This window comes from Mesorhizobium sp. M0954 (assembly GCF_040319155.1).
In the GTDB taxonomy this organism is placed as follows: Bacteria; Pseudomonadota; Alphaproteobacteria; order Rhizobiales; family Rhizobiaceae; genus Mesorhizobium.
In genome coordinates, this window is record NZ_JAMYNR010000001.1 from 66,342 (window position 1) to 83,082 (window position 16,741).

Annotated in this window: 16 protein-coding genes; 11 read left to right on the forward strand and 5 right to left on the reverse strand. The window is 63.7% G+C overall.

Annotated features, from left to right (window positions below; genetic code table 11):
* Positions 1-20: 20 nt before the first annotated feature.
* The 3 genes from NKH93_RS00305 to NKH93_RS00315 all read left to right on the forward strand — a co-directional run bounded on the left by NKH93_RS00305 (position 21) and on the right by NKH93_RS00315 (position 3,633).
* Positions 21-275: a hypothetical protein gene (locus NKH93_RS00305; RefSeq protein ID WP_352918320.1), complete on the forward strand. Its 255-nt coding sequence runs from the start codon at positions 21-23 to the stop codon at positions 273-275.
* A gap of 291 nt (positions 276-566) precedes the next feature.
* Complete coding sequence (locus NKH93_RS00310; protein WP_352918318.1) at positions 567-2,819, forward strand: PBP1A family penicillin-binding protein; 2,253 nt, start codon at positions 567-569, stop codon at positions 2,817-2,819.
* Positions 2,820-2,880: 61 nt separating this feature from the next.
* A complete protein-coding gene (locus tag NKH93_RS00315) occupies positions 2,881-3,633 on the forward strand; it encodes an SDR family NAD(P)-dependent oxidoreductase (RefSeq protein ID WP_023675240.1) in 753 nt (250 codons plus the stop codon).
* 113 nt (positions 3,634-3,746) lie between these two features.
* Here the strand turns inward: NKH93_RS00315 and NKH93_RS00320 are convergent, their stop codons facing one another.
* Positions 3,747-5,519 carry a cation:proton antiporter domain-containing protein gene (locus NKH93_RS00320; protein WP_352818328.1) on the reverse strand — a complete coding sequence of 591 codons (1,773 nt, stop codon included), beginning with the start codon at positions 5,517-5,519 and terminating at the stop codon, positions 3,747-3,749.
* 452 nt (positions 5,520-5,971) lie between these two features.
* Between NKH93_RS00320 and NKH93_RS00325 the strand changes: the two genes are divergently transcribed.
* Positions 5,972-6,469, forward strand: a complete 498-nt coding sequence (locus NKH93_RS00325) for a GNAT family N-acetyltransferase (RefSeq protein WP_352818324.1) — start codon at positions 5,972-5,974, stop codon at positions 6,467-6,469.
* 272 nt (positions 6,470-6,741) lie between these two features.
* Here NKH93_RS00325 and NKH93_RS00330 read toward each other — a convergent pair whose 3' ends face one another.
* Positions 6,742-7,191 (reverse strand): baeRF12 domain-containing protein, encoded by a 450-nt coding sequence (locus NKH93_RS00330; RefSeq protein ID WP_352448343.1) that lies wholly within the window; start codon positions 7,189-7,191, stop codon positions 6,742-6,744.
* A 440-nt stretch (positions 7,192-7,631) separates the two neighbouring features.
* On the opposite strand from NKH93_RS00330, the gene cysG reads away from it, so the two are divergent.
* The 6 genes from cysG (at position 7,632) to NKH93_RS00360 (ending at position 13,370) form a co-directional block, all read left to right on the forward strand.
* Positions 7,632-9,083 carry a siroheme synthase CysG gene (gene cysG, locus NKH93_RS00335; RefSeq protein WP_352539422.1) on the forward strand — a complete coding sequence of 484 codons (1,452 nt, stop codon included), beginning with the start codon at positions 7,632-7,634 and terminating at the stop codon, positions 9,081-9,083.
* On the forward strand, positions 9,080-9,385 hold the full coding sequence (locus NKH93_RS00340; protein WP_352469417.1) for a DUF2849 domain-containing protein: 306 nt from the start codon (positions 9,080-9,082) through the stop codon (positions 9,383-9,385). Before cysG ends, NKH93_RS00340 begins: the two co-directional genes overlap by 4 nt.
* A gap of 73 nt (positions 9,386-9,458) precedes the next feature.
* Positions 9,459-11,129: a nitrite/sulfite reductase gene (locus NKH93_RS00345; RefSeq protein WP_352968898.1), complete on the forward strand. Its 1,671-nt coding sequence runs from the start codon at positions 9,459-9,461 to the stop codon at positions 11,127-11,129.
* Complete coding sequence (locus tag NKH93_RS00350) at positions 11,104-11,868, forward strand: phosphoadenylyl-sulfate reductase (protein WP_352448339.1); 765 nt, start codon at positions 11,104-11,106, stop codon at positions 11,866-11,868. The genes NKH93_RS00345 and NKH93_RS00350 overlap by 26 nt, the downstream gene beginning before the upstream one ends.
* Before the next feature lie 207 nt (positions 11,869-12,075).
* Positions 12,076-12,612, forward strand: a complete 537-nt coding sequence (locus NKH93_RS00355; RefSeq protein ID WP_352539420.1) for a DUF934 domain-containing protein — start codon at positions 12,076-12,078, stop codon at positions 12,610-12,612.
* 137 nt (positions 12,613-12,749) lie between these two features.
* Positions 12,750-13,370 carry a DJ-1/PfpI family protein gene (locus NKH93_RS00360; protein ID WP_352539419.1) on the forward strand — a complete coding sequence of 207 codons (621 nt, stop codon included), beginning with the start codon at positions 12,750-12,752 and terminating at the stop codon, positions 13,368-13,370.
* A 147-nt stretch (positions 13,371-13,517) separates the two neighbouring features.
* Here NKH93_RS00360 and NKH93_RS00365 read toward each other — a convergent pair whose 3' ends face one another.
* Both NKH93_RS00365 and NKH93_RS00370 read right to left on the reverse strand, forming a co-directional pair.
* Positions 13,518-14,540 (reverse strand): fatty acid desaturase, encoded by a 1,023-nt coding sequence (locus NKH93_RS00365; RefSeq protein ID WP_352469420.1) that lies wholly within the window; start codon positions 14,538-14,540, stop codon positions 13,518-13,520.
* A gap of 126 nt (positions 14,541-14,666) precedes the next feature.
* On the reverse strand, positions 14,667-14,870 hold the full coding sequence (locus NKH93_RS00370) for a hypothetical protein (RefSeq protein WP_023675249.1): 204 nt from the start codon (positions 14,868-14,870) through the stop codon (positions 14,667-14,669).
* 236 nt (positions 14,871-15,106) lie between these two features.
* Between NKH93_RS00370 and grpE the strand changes: the two genes are divergently transcribed.
* Entirely contained in the window at positions 15,107-15,742 is a 636-nt protein-coding gene (gene grpE, locus NKH93_RS00375; RefSeq protein WP_023675250.1) for a nucleotide exchange factor GrpE, read from the forward strand.
* 120 nt (positions 15,743-15,862) lie between these two features.
* Here the strand turns inward: grpE and olsB are convergent, their stop codons facing one another.
* Entirely contained in the window at positions 15,863-16,738 is an 876-nt protein-coding gene (gene olsB / locus NKH93_RS00380; RefSeq protein ID WP_023675251.1) for a l-ornithine N(alpha)-acyltransferase, read from the reverse strand.
* Positions 16,739-16,741 lie beyond the last annotated feature (3 nt).

Genomic DNA, 16,741 nt, shown 5'->3' on the forward strand with positions numbered 1-16,741 from the left:
GTCGGCCGGGAGGAATTGAAATGGCTGCGCGAAAACCAATCGAAACGGCACCCAGGGACGGCTCCAAGGTCACCGTCTACTGGCAGGACAGCGACGGCGTGATGAACGAGAGCATCGCGCAATACCGTTCGCTCGACCGGCTGAAGGCGGCAGGCGGCGACTGGGACGAAAGCGACGCTGGCTGGTGGGCCTATACGGACGGCCATACGCAAAGGAAGATCGAGCCGATCAGCTGGCGGCCGGCGGCCTCCGACGATGCGGATGCCGACGACTGAGGGTTGTCGCAACCGCCGAACTGAAGTGATTATTCTGAGGCAACGCGCATTTTGTTCTTGCTTTGTGCCGGCAGCTATGCTACTAATTTCGCTATGGTGCTCATTGGCTCCAACGACCCGCCCGCCGAGGCGGGTTTTTCATTTCCGGCTTTGGCGCTGTCGCGGGCCGCAGCCGTTCGGCAAGCGACTGAATACAGTTTACTTCGATTTTTCCCGACTTAACCCGCCTTTAAACCGCCGCATCTAGTCTTCAACCCCAACGCCATAGGCATGGGGAAGACAGCACAGCGCATGGCGAACCGGAAAGACAGCCGCATCGAGCCCAGCTTCGAGGCATCGCCGGGGGCGAGATCCTCGGCCGGTTTTTCGGTAAGCGAGGAGGACCGCGTCGTGCCGAGCAACCGAAAAGCCGCTGCAAAGCGCAAATCGTCCAAGGCCAAGCCGCCGCGCGGCGGGCGCGGCAAAAGCCGGCGCGGCGTGTTCGGCGTTCTTGCCCGGCTGTTCTACTGGTGCTTCGTGCTGGCCATCTGGGGCGGCATCGCCACTGCCGGCATCGTCGTCTATTACGGCGCGAAAATGCCGGCGGCCACCACCTGGGCCATTCCCGACCGCGCCCCCAACATCAAGATCGTCTCGGTCGACGGCCAGCTGCTTGGCAATCGCGGCATGAGCGGCGGCGAGGCCGTCGGCCTGCACGAAATGTCGCCCTATATTCCCGAGGCCGTCATCGCCATCGAAGACCGCCGCTTCTATTCGCATTTCGGCATCGACCCGATCGGCCTTTCCCGGGCCATGGTGACCAATGTACTGGGCGGGCATTTTTCGCAGGGCGGCTCGACGCTGACCCAGCAGCTGGCCAAGAACCTGTTCCTGACGCCGGACCGCACGCTGGAACGCAAGGTGCAGGAAGTGCTCTTGGCGCTGTGGCTGGAGCACAAGCATACGAAGGACCAGATCCTCGAAATGTACCTCAACCGGGTTTATTTCGGCTCTGGCGCCTATGGTGTCGAAGCGGCCTCGCGCCGCTATTTCGGCAAGAGCGCGCGTGACGTCACGCTGTCGGAGGCCGCCCTTCTCGCCGGTCTGCTCAAGGCGCCGTCGCGGCTGTCGCCGGCGCGCGACCCGAAGGCGGCCGAGCAGCGCTCGCAGCTGGTGCTCGCCGCGATGCGCGACGAGGGCAAGATCAGCGCCAAGGAGCAGACCACGGCAATGAGCGCGCCGGCGACACGCGCGCCGTCCTACTGGACCGGCTCGGAAAACTACGTCGCCGATACGATCATGGAAGAACTGCCCGACCTGATCGGCGACGTGCGCCGCGATATCGTCGTCGACACGACCGTCGACCTGACGCTGCAGAAACTCGCCGAGCAATCGATCCGCCGGCTGATCAACCAGAGCGGCAAGAAGCTCAATGTCAGCCAGGGCGCGCTGGTGTCGATCGACAATTCCGGCGCGGTGCGTGCGATGGTCGGCGGTTACGACTATTCGACCAGCCAGTTCGACCGCGCCTCGGAGGCGCGCCGCCAGCCGGGCTCGGCGTTCAAGCCGTTCGTCTACATGGCGGCGCTGGAATCCGGCCGCACGCCCGACAGCGTGCGCAACGACGCGCCGATCAAGATCGGCAACTGGACGCCCGACAATTACGGCGGCAAATATTTCGGCAAGGTGACGCTGGCGACGGCGCTGGCAAAATCGCTGAACTCGGTGGCCGCGCAGCTGACCATGGAAGTCGGGCCGAATGCGGTGGTCGAGGCGGCGCACCGCATGGGCGTCCAGTCCGAGCTGACAGCCAACACCTCAATCGCGCTCGGCACCTCGGAAGTGACGCCGCTGGAACTGACCTCGGCCTATGTTCCCTTCGCCAATGGCGGTTATAAGCCCGACATCCATTTCATCCGCCGCGTCACGACGAGCGACGGCAAGGTGCTCTACGAAAACAATGGCGGCGGTGCGCCGCGCGTCGTCAAGCCCGATGTCGTCGGCATGATGAACTCGATGATGACCGGCACGGTCGAAATCGGCACGGCCAGGAAGGCGGCGTTCGCCTGGCCGGCGGCCGGCAAGACCGGCACCAGCCAGAATTCGCGCGACGCCTGGTTCATCGGCTATACCGCCAATCTGACCACCGGCGTCTGGTTCGGCAATGATGACGGCAGCGCGATGAAGAAGGTCACCGGCGGCGCGCTGCCGGCGCAGGCCTGGCACGAGTTCATGGTCGCCGCGCATGAGGGCGTGCCGGTGCGACCGCTGCCCGGAACCTGGAAGTCGACGCCGCCCGACACCATCGTCCCGGACGACATACCGTCCGACACGCCGCCGCCGGCGCCGGTCGCTTCCGTTGGCCAATCGGCGCCGCCTGTGGCAGCTACCCAGCCGGCTTCGCGTCCCGTGCGTCCCGCCGAGACGGTCGATGCCGGCGGCCTGGCCATGCCGGGGGTCGACAGCGCCACCGGATCGATCAAGCACCCGGTGCCGCCCGGCAATGTCGGCGGCCCGGTCAAGAAGCGGCAGACGTCGATCCTGGACATCCTGACAGGCGGCTGAACAACAGGCCCCCTCGCCACCGCTGCCGCGTTCCGCTACATCTCCCGTTTGGAGACCGCGAATGGCAGAGACCGACACCAGAAAGACCATTGTGCTGACCGGCGCCAGCCGTGGCATCGGCCACGCCACGGTCAAGCGCTTTTCACGCGAAGGCTGGCGCGTCATCACCTGCTCGCGCCAGGCCTTTGCCGAGGACTGCCCGTGGCCGGCCGGCCCGGAAGACCATATCAAGGTCGACCTCGCCGACCAGGAGGATGTCGGCATCGCCATCTCCGAGATCCGCCACCGGCTCGAGGCGCATGGCGGGCAGCTGCATGCGCTGGTCAACAATGCCGGCATCTCGCCGAAGCTCAAGGACGGCAACAGCCGCATGAACTCGATCGACACGCCGATGCATGTCTGGCGCGACGTCTTCCAGGTGAATTTCTTTGCCCCGATCATGCTGGCACGGGGATTGTTCAAGGAGCTGGCATCGGCCAAGGGCTCCATCGTCAACGTCACCTCGATTGCCGGCACCCGCGTGCATCCTTTCGCCGGCACCGCCTATGCGACGTCGAAGGCGGCACTCGGCTCGCTGACCCGCGAGATGGCGCATGATTTCGGCCCGCACGGCATTCGCGTCAACGCCATTGCGCCGGGCGAGATCGACACCGCGATCCTGTCGCCGGGCACGGAAAAAATCGTCGAGACCATTCCGCTGAGAAGGCTGGGCACCACGGCGGAAGTTGCCGACATCATCTTCTTCCTGTGCTCGCAGCAGGCGTCCTACGTGACCGGCTCGGAAATCCACATCAATGGCGGCCAGCACGTTTGAGCTGTTGGTTTTGATCAATCGTTGACGCTGCCCCTCATCCCCCTGCCGGGACCTTCTCCCGTGAAGAACGGGGAGAAGGGGCTTGACCGCAACGCTGGCGGGGCAGCGCAGGCTTAGGCTGCCGTGGGCGCTTTCGGTGCTGCCGTCACCACCTCGACGATTCCGCGGGCGATCTCGCGTTCGCCCATGATGACGGTGTCGGCACCAAGGTTTTTGAGGTGCTCGACCTCGGCATCGGAATGGGCGCGGGCGATGATTTCGATTGCCGGATTGGCGGCGCGGGCGCGCAGCACGACCTGCCCGGCCTCGAAGGCGTTGGGAATGGCCAGGATCAGCCGCTTCGCGCCCGCGGGATTGGATGCGGCGAACACGTCGCCACTCGCCGCGTTGCCGGGTACGGTTTCGACGCCTTCGGCCTTGAGTTTCGCCAACGTCTTGTCGGCATCCTCGATGACGAGGAAGGGCAGGGCGGCCTGCTTCAGCGATGTACCGACAAGGCTGCCGACGCGGCCGTAGCCGATCAGGATGGTGTGGCCGGTCAGCCTCGTCCTGGGCGGTGGGCCATCCTCGTTAGCAGGCGCCGCGACCGAAGCCACCTGGCCGGGCTCGGTCGCCGGGCCGATCGGCCTTGCTTCGCCGGACGGCGCCGTCCTGCCGGCGCGTGCTTCCAGCCAGGGTTTCATCCGGTCGACGGCAAGAAACATCAGCGGATTGAGGACGATCGACAGGATGGCGCCGGCGAGGATGAGGTCGCGGCCTTGTTCGGGCAGCAGTTTCAGCCCGACGCCGAGTTCAGCCAGGATGAACGAGAATTCGCCGATCTGGGCTAGGCTTGCCGAAATCATCAATGCGGTTGCGACCGGATAGCGGAAGACGACGACGATAACAAAGGCTGCCAGCGACTTGCCGACAACGATGATGGCCAGCGTCGCCAGGATCGGCCAGCCATTGCTGATCACGCTGAACGGGTCGAACAGCATGCCGACCGAAACGAAGAACAGCACGGAAAAGGCGTCGCGCAGCGGCAGCGATTCCTCAGCCGCCCGGTGGCTGAGCTCGGATTCGCTCATGATCATGCCGGCGAAGAAAGCGCCAAGAGCCAGTGACACGCCGAACAGCTTGGCCGCGCCGAAGGCGACGCCAAGCGCAATCGCAAGCACCGCCAACCGGAACAGTTCGCGCGATCCGGTATGGGCGACGTAGTGCAGGACCCAGGGGATAAGCCGGCGGCCGACCACCAGCATGACCAAGACAAAGGCCGCGACCTTGGCCAGTGTGACGGCGACGACGCCCCAGACGCCGTAGCTCGCCGGCAGCGACAGCAGACCGCTGGAGTGCACCTCCACCTGCTCTTGGCCGCCGAGCACGCCGGCCAATGCCGGCAAAAGCACCAGCGCCAGCACCATCGCCAGATCCTCGACGATCAGCCAGCCGACGGCGATGCGGCCGCGCTCGGTCTCGATCAGCCGCCGCTCCTGCAGGGCGCGCAACAGCACCACGGTCGAGGCCACGGAAAGCGCCAGGCCAAAGACCAGTCCCGCGCCCATCGACCAGCCGAGCATCCAGGCAAGGCCGGCGCCGAGGGCTGTCGCGAAGCCGATCTGCACAATGGCGCCGGGCACGGCGATGGCGCGGACCGACAACAGGTCCTTCAGCGAGAAATGCAGGCCGACGCCGAACATCAGCAGGATGACGCCGATCTCGGCAAGTTCATTGGCGAGGCCGGCATCGGCGACGAAACCCGGCGTGTTCGGTCCAACCAGAACGCCGGCGACGAGGTAGCCTACCAGCGGCGGCACGCGAAAACGGTTGGCAAGTGCGCCGAAGACGAAAGCCAGCCCCAGACCGGCGACGATGGTGGCGATAAGGGGCGTGTCATGCGGCATTGTCTATGGAGCGCCTTCAGGAATCGCGATGTCGGATATGCGCCGTCCAATGGCCGCCGCCTTGGCAGTATGGAGGCTGGGACAGTCGCGAGACAACCCGCAATCCCCATGAAATCGATGGCAAGGCGGCAAAAAGGCGTTGAGCCGGCAAGATTTGCCGCTACGGCGCGCGTGCTCCAGGCAGGCGATTGATACGGAAAAGGGCTTATCCCGTTCGCACAGGCAGATGCTGCTAATTGTGCATTTATAGAACTGGGATTCATCCGTTTAGCAGACCGAAGCGGACCTCGGATGGAAGATGGGTGCGACGCATCAGGCGCGATTCGCCAATCCGTGTCCTGTCAGATCGTGGCAGCCTCCTACTGCGCCACAGACGTTTTTGAAGCCGGGCGCTTGCGGATGAGACAATCTTCGACAAAGACCTCGGGAACCCGGAGAGCCTTGGAGGAAGTATGGTTAAAATCGCCAATACAGCCGCAGAGCACATTGAGAGTTTCCATGCGGCTCTCGACGTGGTCGCGCGGGAGAGAAAATACCTGACCATGCTGGAAGCGTTCCCGCTTCCTGAGACACGCGATTTCGTTTTGAACATGATTAAGCAGCGAAACCCGCATATCGTAGCGACGGAAGGAGACCGTGTTGTGGGATGGTGCGACATCACCCGCCATTTCTTTCCATCCCACGCTCATCGCGGAAGTTTAGCGATGGGAATCATACCCGATTATCGTGGACAAGGATTGGGCCGTCGCCTTATCACCGCCGCCTTGGAAAAGGCTCGGCAAGAAAACTTCGTTCGCGTTGAACTCTCGGTGCACGCCGATAATAGCCGGGCCATAACGCTGTATGAAAAAACTGGTTTTGTTACGGAGGGTGTCCTCAGGCGTGGCGTTTGCATTGATGGTCGCTATTTTGACACCATCTGCATGGCCGTGATGCTCGACGGTCAATGACGATGCTGGCGCATCCCGACCGACGTTTTGTCGCCGTGATCCTGCTAATTAACTTCGGATGTTTTCCGTCGGCGCCAGATCAGCTTTGAACGCTGGCGACCCCCTCTCCCCGTCCTTCACGGGGTCCGGAGGGCGGGCGAGACAAGCGGCTCGCCCAGGAATGGGTAAGGGTGAGGGGAGCGCAAACCTGATGCGGTTGTCCTCGCCTGCCCCAGCCTGGGACCTGCCCCAGCCTAGGATTAGTAAGGAAATTACACGCCGCCGATGCCCGATCAGGTCGCCTGCAGCAGGCTCTCGATATCGGGTATGCTGTGGTTGGTCAGCGTCTTTGGAATTTCGGCCGTTATCTTGTCGGTGACCTCCTTGTGCAGCTTCCTGCGCATGTCGCCCAGCACCGGCGGCGGCGCGATCAGCACGATCTCCTTGAAGCTGCCGCGATGCGCGAGCTTGTAGAGCCTGTCGGCAATCTCTTCGGCAAAACGCTCCTTGCCGAGACGGTGCCAGTCGGTGTCCTCGACCGCACTGCGGTGGACGGAAGGGCCGTCGCTGTAGCGGCCGGGGCGGTCCGTGCCTTGTTCTCGGGTTGCCGGATTTTCCTGCTCCATCTCGTGCACGACCTGAAGGTCGGGATATTGGACGTCTCCACGGTTCTCGAGGAACAGCGCCTTTTCGCCATCTGCCACCACGATCCATAGTCCGCGTTTCAGTCTGACGTTGCTCATGGGGCGCTCCTTTTTTGATTTTTCGAGCCCATCGCCGGGCCTTTGCCGCAGGGGTGTGACCGGGCCTGGGTCCATAGGGCAAACGCGTGCCGAGGCGGGAATGTTCCGGCACTCGGACCCGGTGCTCCGACAGGGGTCGGCGAGAGTGCGGGGCTGCCGTCGATCGCTCGGTCAGCATCCGGCGGCTTAATCTACTAAATTGATAGAATTTAGAAAAATCTGTTTTGTGGTTAGCTCCTCCGGCCGCTAAAAAGGCAGCGGATCAAGGGCTGCAACAGCAGCTTCAATCTGCCCCGCATTTGAATGTGGAATATTTTTCTCTTGGCCTTCATGCTTGCAGAAAAGAGATTGCCTGCTACGAAGCGATGCGCGAGTGGGTGCCTTCTGGTTTTTCGCGCCTCCGCGTAGAACTGACAAACGGTTCCAGGATTCCGCTCGTCATGCCGCAAGCCACACCCAAGCTCAATGCCTTTCCCGTCTTCATGCGGGTCGAGGGCGAAGCCATAGCCATCGTCGGCGGCGCAGAGGAAGCGCTGGCCAAGGCGCGGCTGCTCGCGCAGTCGAGCGCTGTGCTGCGCATCGTCAGCGATGAAACAAGCCCGGAGCTGCTGGCCTTTATCGCCGAGACGGGGGCCGCCCACATCGCCGACGTCTATGATGCAGCACATCTCAATGGTGCGGTGATGGTGTTTGCCGCCAGCGGCGACGAGGCGCTCGATCGCCGCGTTGCCGGGGATGCGCGCCGGCTGGGCATTCCGGTCAATGCCGTCGACCGGCCGGAGCTATGCGATTTCTTCACGCCGGCACTGGTCAACCGCGCGCCGGTCGCCATTGCCATCGGCACGGAAGGTGCCGGCCCGGTGCTGGCGCAGATGCTGCGCAGCCGCATCGACCGCATGCTGGCGCCCTCGCTCGGGCCGCTCGCGGCGCTCGCCGCATCTTTTCGCGACACCGCCGAAAGACTGCTGCCGAAGGGCAATGCCCGCCGCCGCTTCTGGAGCGATTTCTTTGGCGGCGCGCCGGCCCGCGCTGTCGAGGCAGGCGAGCTTTCGCAGGCGCATGATGCGGCCGTCGGCTTGCTGCTTTCGACAGAACCGGCATCGGGCCATATCGCGCTTGTAGGCGCCGGTCCAGGCGCCGAGGACCTTTTGACGCTGCGCGCCCATCGCCTGCTGATGGAAGCCGACGTGATCGTCCATGACGCGCTGGTGCCGGAGGCGATCGTCGCAATGGGCCGTCGCGATGCCGAGCGCCTGCCGGTCGGCAAGCGCAAGGGCTGCCATTCCAAGAGCCAGGCCGAGATCAATGCGCTGCTGGTCGAGCTTGGCCACGCCGGCAAGCGTGTCGTGCGGCTGAAGTCCGGCGACCCGCTGGTGTTCGGCCGGGCCGGCGAGGAGATGGCGGCACTTCGCGATGCCGGCGTCGCCTACGAAGTGGTTCCGGGCGTCACCGCGGCCTTCGCCGCCGCCGCCGATTTCGAACTGCCGCTGACGCTGCGCGGCGTGTCGTCGTCGATGGTGTTCACCACCGGCCATGACCTCAAGGGAAATTCGCTGCCCGACTGGGCAAAGCTCGCCATTTCCGGCGCGACGGTCGCCGTCTATATGGGCCGCTCGGTCGCCGCCGAGGTCGCCGGCCGGCTGATCGAAGCCGGCCTGTCGCCGGATACGGCCGTCGCCGTGGTCGAGAATGCCAGCCTTGCCAACCGCCGCCGTTTCCACGGCACGCTCGCCGACCTGCCGTCGCTGGAGGCGCGCGCCGACCTCAGCGGCCCGGTGATGACCATCATCGGCGACGCGGTCGCCGGGGCCAATTTCGAACGGTCCGAGCCGCTGGCGGCACACAGGCAGGAAAGCGTGGCGAGTGCTGCCGCGCAAGGAGTGAGCCAATGAAAGTCCTGACCGCGAACCGCCTCGCCGACGGCATAGCCGTCTGGTACGCCAATGGCGGCTGGGCCGAGATCATCGACCATGCCGACATCGCCCATGACAAGGCGGCCGAGGACCGGCTGGAGGCAATCGGCGCCAAGGCCTCCGCCAACAACGAAGTGGTCGACGTCAACCTGATAGACGTGACCGTGGCCAACGGCACGGTCGAAGCGGTCCGGCTGCGTGAAAAGATCCGTGCCGCCGGCCCGACCACCCGCAACGACCTGGGCAAGCAGGCCCGTCCGCAAGCCGCACGCGCGGCATAGATGACACAAGCATGATCCCGATCATGCTCGAACGAAGAAAATAACGGGCGGACGCGCCCGGAAAGACCTGAATATGTACCGTTACGATAAGTTCGACCACGATTTCGTCAAGGCCCGCGTCGCCGAGTTCAGCGACCAGGTCGCGCGGCGCCTTGCCGGCGAGATCACCGAGGACCAGTTCCGGCCGCTGCGGCTGATGAACGGCGTCTATCTGCAGCTGCATGCCTATATGCTGCGCATCGCGGTGCCCTACGGCACGCTGAACAGCAAGCAGCTGCGCATGCTCGGCCACATCGCCCGCAAATACGACAAAGGTTACGGCCATTTCACGACGCGCCAGAACATCCAGTTCAACTGGCCGGCGCTGTCGGACATCCCGGCGATCCTGGCTGATCTGGCAAGCGTCGAGATGCACGCCATCCAGACCAGCGGCAATTGCATCCGCAACGTCACCGCCGACCACTTCGCCGGCGCCGCCGCTGACGAGGTTGCCGATCCGCGCCCCTATGCCGAAATCCTGCGGCAATGGTCCTCGGTGCATCCGGAGTTCTCGTTCCTGCCGCGAAAATTCAAGATCGCGGTGACCGGCGCCGAGCGCGACCGCGCCGCCATCCAGACGCACGACATCGGCTTGCATCTGAAGAAGAACGCCGCCGGCGAGCTCGGTTTCGCCGTCTATGTCGGCGGCGGCCAGGGCCGCACGCCAATGGTCGCCAAGAAGATCCGCGATTTCCTGCCCGAAGCGGATCTGTTGTCCTACTGCACGGCGATCCTGCGCGTTTACAACCTCTATGGCCGGCGCGACAACAAGTTCAAGGCGCGCATCAAGATCCTGGTCCATGAGACCGGCGTCGAGGAGATCACCCGCCAGGTCGAGGCCGAATGGCAGGAGTTGAAGGACGCCGAGCTGAGGCTGCCGGAAGAAGACATCCGCGCCATCGATGCCTATTTCGCGCCGCCTCCGCTTGTCGACCGGCCGGAAGGCGACGAGGCGGTCAAGCTTGCCCGCCTCGACTCCAAGAGCTTTTCCGAATGGCTGGATCAGAATGTGGTCACCCATCGCCATCCGGACTACGCGGCGGTGACCATCTCGCTCAAGGGCATCGGCGAGACGCCGGGCGATGCCTCCGACAGCCAGATGGAAGCGGTCGCCGACATTGCCGAAAAATATTCATTCGACGAGCTGCGCGTCAGTCACGAGCAGAACCTGATCCTGCCGCATGTCGCGCGGGCCGACCTCAAGGCGGTCTATGACGCGCTTGTCGATATCGGGCTGGCGACGGCCAATTCCAACCTGATCAGCGACATCATCTCCTGCCCCGGCCTTGACTATTGCGCGCTGGCAACGGCGCGTTCCATTCCCGTGGCGCAGGAAATCTCGCGGCGCTTTGCTTCGCTGGAGCGCCAGCGCGACATCGGCGAATTGAAGCTGAAGATTTCCGGCTGCATCAATGCCTGCGGCCATCACCATGTCGGCCATATAGGCATCCTGGGCGTCGAGAAGAAAGGCGCCGAGCTTTACCAGGTGACGCTCGGCGGCTCGGCCGACGAGAACACCTCGGTCGGCGAGATCATCGGCCGCGGCTTCAGTTCGGAAGAGATCACCGATGCCATCGAGCAGATCGTCGAGACCTATCTCGGGCTTCGGCTGGACAGAAACGAAAGATTCATCGACGCCTACCGCCGAGTCGGTCCCGCGCCGTTCAAGGAGGCGCTCTATGCTGGCGAAGCCAAGGCCGCTTGACCGTATCGTCGACGTGGAGGCCGGCATCGCCGCCCAAGCGGCGGGTCTCGACGCGCTCTACGGCCATCTGAAGCCGCTGGAGATCATCGAGCGGTCGACCCGGGAGTTCTTTCACGGCGAAATCGCCGCCGTCTCGTCCTTCGGCGCGGATTCGGCGGTGCTGCTGCACATGATCGCCGAGATCGACCGCACGCTGCCGGTGATCTTTCTCGACACCGGCAAGCATTTCGAGGAAACGCTCGGCTATCGTGACGCGCTGGCCGCCGATTTCGGGCTGAGCGATATCCGGGTGATCAGGCCCGACGATGCGGCGCTGGCAAGGATCGACCCGACCGGCAATCTGAACGAGACGGACACCGACGCCTGCTGCGACGTGCGCAAGGTCGAGCCGCTGGCGCGCGGCGTTGAGCCGTTCCGCGCCTGGTTCACCGGCCGCAAGCGCTTCCAGGCGGCGACCCGGGCAGCGCTCCCAGTGTTCGAGGCGGTCGGCTCGCGCATCCGCATCAATCCGCTGGCGCACTGGACGACATCGGACCAGGCCGGCTACATGCGCGCGCATGCGCTGCGTGAAAACCCGCTGGTCGCCTATGGCTATCTGTCGATCGGCTGTTTCCCATGCACGCAGCCGGTGCAACCGGGCGACGATGCGCGCAGCGGCCGCTGGGCCGGGCACGCCAAGACCGAATGCGGCATCCACTTGTCGGGGCTGGAAAGGTCGCTGACCGACGCATCACTTTAGGGTATATTGATATTCAGCCGGCCTTCAAACGGCGGCTTCCTGCGCTTCCGGCGCTCACGTACCCAAAGTACGCTCCGCTCCGGTTCTCGGAAGCCACGCAGTTTGGTCGCTTCGCGCCCGCCTTCGGCTCCGGCTCGGCCTGACCTGAATCTCAACGCACCCTGAGGTGTTTTGCACTTAGAATCTTTGGACTTGGGAATTTTCTTGATGAGCGACTTGATAGCCGAAAACGCCATGCGGCTGTGGACACCGGATGGGTTCCGCGAGGACGAGTGGGTTCATGCCGAAAGCGCCGAGGCGCTGGTCGGCAATGGCCGTTTCATCCTGCCGTTGCAGGCGTTTCTGGGCCTCGATCCGGAGGTGCGGCGGTCGGCGAAGGAGCGCATCGGTGTGCTGCTGCAGCCCGGCGATCAGCTTGAGAAGATCGCAGGCCTGCTCGATCAGCTGTCGCTGGTTGCGCTGGCGTTTCCGGCGTTCAATGACGGCCGCTCGTTCTCCAAGGGCGAATTGCTGCGCAGCCGTTATCATTTTGCAGGCGCTATGCGCGCCACCGGGCAGGTGCTGATCGATCAGCTGCCGCATATGCTGCGCGTCGGCTTCGATGAATTCGAGGTATCGCACCCGGTGCTGCTGAAGCGGCTCGAGCAAGGCCGCACCGGCGGACTGCCGCTGTTCTATCAGCCGGCGGTGAAGCCGGAGGCCAAAGGCCCGAAATATTCCTGGCGGCGGGTGCGCGCCGGCTGATCCGCTCCAGAGGGCCAGAAGCCCTGTCTGGTCGGACCACATTCCCGATTCAGCCTTTTATTTTGCGCCTCTCCGCCTTAGGATAGGCCCATTATTTCGCGATCCGAATAAATGTGGCCACAAGGGAGGAACCGGGTATGGCTGGCAAGAAGATATTGATGCTCGTTGGCGAGTTCAGCGAGGAGTACGAGATTTTCGTCTTTGAACAGGCCATGCATGCGGTGGGCCACACCGTCCATGTCGTTTGCCCCGACAAGAAGGCCGGCGATATCCTGAAGACCTCCCTGCACGACTTCGAGGGCCACCAGACCTATACGGAAAAGCTCGGCCACGACTACATCCTCAACAAGACGTTTTCCGAGGTCAATCCGGCCGACTACGATGCCGTCTACGCGGCGGGCGGGCGCGGGCCGGAATATATCCGCATCGACAAGCGCGTGCAGGCGCTGGTGCGGCATTTCCATGAGACGGGAAAACCGATCTTCACCATCTGCCACGGCGTGCAGATCCTGATCGCGGTCGACGGCGTGGTGCGCGGCAGGGAAGTCGCGGCGCTGCAATATTGCGAGCCGGAAGTCACGCTGGCCGGCGGCATCTATATCGATGTTGCGCCGACCGGCGCCCATGTCGACGGCAATTTGGTGTCGGCCAAGGGCTGGCCGGGCCTTGCCGCCTTCATGCGCGAATGCCTGAAAGTGCTGGGCACCGAGATCCGCCAGGGCGAGATCCTGATGCGCGACCAGCGCCGGGCGGCTTAAGCTCGGAATGTGGAGCCCGCCGCACCCCTAACGCATGTCGCGCAAAAGTGTCAGCGGTTTTGCGATAACGGCATGCATAAACAACAACCTAAAGCGCGTCGCGTGAGGCCGGTCGAGCGCGACGCGCTTTAGGTGCGGCGGTATGCTTTACACGGCCATCCGCGCTTCGCGGAACGATACCAGCTTGCTGCGACTCTCGTCCCACAGCGCCAGCTTGACGCAGCGCAGGCTGTCGAGGAGTGTGACGCGGCCGATCTCACGCAGCTCCGGATAGTCCCTCAACACTTCCGGAAGCCGGTAGCATGGCACCTTGGCCGAGAGGTGATGCACGTGGTGGACGCCGATATTGCCGGTGATCCAGTTCAGCACCGGCGGCAGGTCGTAATAGGACGAACCGTGCAGGGCAGCGTGCTGGAATTCCCACTCGGAGTCCTTTGTCCACTCCGTCTCCTCGAACTGATGCTGGACATAAAACAGCCAGATGCCGGCCGATCCGGCGAGGATGACGATCGGCAAATGCACGACCAGGAACGCGCCGGGGCCAACGAACCAGATGAGCAGCGCGGCGATGACCGCGATGGCGAGATTGGTCGACATCGACGACACCCAGGGGGTGAAACCGCCCCGCATCATGCCCAAGGGCAGTCTCTGCTCGAAAATGAAGATCCATATCGGGCCAAGGCCAAACATCACCAGCGGATGACGATAGAGGCGATAGGCGAGCCGGCCCCGCCATGACAGTTGCCGATATTCAGCGACCGTCAGTGTCTTGATGTCGCCGGTGCCGCGCTCGTCGAGATTGCCGGCGCTGGCGTGATGGGTTGCGTGGGCGCGGCGCCAGCAATCGTAGGGCGTCAGCGTCAACACGCCAAGCACGCGGCCGATCCAGTCGTCGGCATAGCGGTTGGCAAAGAAGGAGCCGTGGCCGCAATCGTGCTGGATCATGAAGATACGCACCAGAAAGCCGGCTGCCGGAAGGATGAGGACCAGACCCCACCAATGGCCATAGGCATAAGCGGCCGAGGACAGTGCCCACAGCGTGGCGAAGGGGATGAGGGTGATGGCGAGTTCGACGGCGCTGCGACGCCTGTCGGGCTTTTTATAGCGCGACAGGATCTTCAACCAGGCGCGCTTGCTGTTTGCCACAGCTTCGGGGGAAATCATGTTCATCATGAAACATAGGCGGAGCGGCGCGCTGCCGCAAGGCGGAGATCACGCAAAGTTACTGCGGGTAAATGTCGCGCGATGGCGAGGAATTGCGGCCGCAATCGCAGGTCGCGTTGCTGGCGACGGTGTCTACCGACGGCGCCCGCCTGCGACCACCTTGGCTTCGACGCCGTCCAGGCGGTCGAGCAATTCCTTCAGACGGTCGGGAATATCGGACTCCGTGCGGAAGGCCGGTAAGGTGCGCAGAAAGCGCTTGGTCGCCTCGGTGCCGAGCTGGCGCCGGATATCGGCGGCGAGCCCGTCGCGTTTTTCGCCATTCCTGCGGGGCATCATCCAAAATCCTGTGTCGGCTTCGAAACTCTTCCAAGGGAGGAATGGTTCCCGCATTGTAGTGTCCCGGCAAGCAAAGCCGTCGGGTACGGTAAAGTTTGAATTAAAATCGAAAGCTCTGCGCCGTCCGCCATCAAGCAGCGACAGCGGCTGCAGTATCGCTTGCCCCTTGATTTTTGGCCGCTAAACCTCGATATCGGGCGCAAATCCACACCATTCGAAAATGACGGGAAACGGCGATGAGCGACCAGGCAAAAGACGAACGCGCGCCCGATGAAGCCGAGAAGACCGAGGCTGCCGCGGAGCCAAGGGAAGGTGGCGTCGACGGCGACTATGAGGCGCTTGTGCGGCTTCTGAAGGAAAACGAAGAGCTGAAGGATCGCGCGCTGCGCGTCGCGGCCGACATGGAGAATTTGCGCCGCCGTACCGCGCGGGACGTCCACGATGCGCGCGCCTATGCGGTTGCCAATTTTGCCCGCGACATGCTTTCGGTGTCAGACAATCTGCGCCGTGCGCTGGATGCCATCCCGGAGGAGGCCAAGGCGTCGGGCGATGCCGGCTTCAAGGCGCTGATCGACGGCGTCGAGATCACCGAGCGCGCCATGCTGTCGGCGCTGGAACGCCACGGCGTGAAGAAGCTTGAGCCCGAGGGCGAGAAATTCGATCCGAATTTCCACCAGGCGATGTTCGAGGTGCCCAATCCCGACGTACCGGCCAACACGGTCGTGCAGGTCGTGCAGCCCGGCTATTCGATCGGCGAGCGTGTGCTGCGGCCGGCCATGGTCGGCGTCGCCAAGGGCGGCCCCAAGCATGTCGCAAGCGAAGCGCCGGTGGAGCCGGGGCCGGTCAACGAGCAGGCTGAGAAAGATGCGTAAGTTAGGGGAGTAGGGGAATAGGGCAGTACGGGAGTAGGGAATAGCGCTACGTCGGGTAAAGTAGAGCAATTGCCTACTCGGGCCCTTGCCTTCTCTCCGCCTACTCCCCTACTGCCCTATTCAGGCCGCAAACCGCTGCGCTTCTCCACCATAATAATTGACGTAGCGGGCACCGATCTCCTTGACCGGCATCACCACGAACACGTCGACCGTCGAGAATTCACGGTCGATGACACAACCGTCGCCAATGCGCGCGCCGACGCGCAGATAGCCCTTGACCAGCGGCGGCATCGCCGCGATCGCCGCCTTGGTGTTGACGGCCTCGATCGGCATCAGATCCATGGAACAATAGCGCCCGGCGACGGCGCGCACGTCCCAGGATGAATTCGTCCGGCAGTGGTGGGCAAGATAGGTCAGCGCCTCGGCATGTGCCGCAGGCACGGTGCCGTGGAACGACGCGCAGCCGGTCATCACGCCGATGCCGTAATGGTTGATGTAGGCCCATATGCCTTGCCACAGCGCCTCGATGGTGCGCTTCGAGCGGTATTCCGGCAGAACGCAGGAGCGGCCGAGCTCGAGGAAGCGCTGGCCGGGATGCCGCGCGATGAGCTTGGTCAGCTCGAATTCACCTTCGGAATAGAAGCCGCCGGCGGCCGCGGCAATCTCCTGCCGCAGCAGGCGGTAGGTGCCGACGATGCGGCGATGCTCGGGGCCGGAAAGCGAAGTATCGAAGACCAGCAGATGATCGCAGAGGGGATCGAAGCGATCGGCATCGCGGCGGTCCTGCATCTGGAACAGGTCCTTCCTGGCACCAAGCTCGTCGTAGAACACCCGGTAGCGCACTTCCTGCGCGGCAGCGATCTCGGCCTCGTTGCGGGCGAGCCGCACTTCGAGATTGCCGATGCGGCCGAGCGATGCGCCTTTTATGACGGCATCGGCGTTCCGGCCGACGAGCAAAGGCCCGCTGGCGTTCGGCCGAGCATCACATTCCGGCATGAC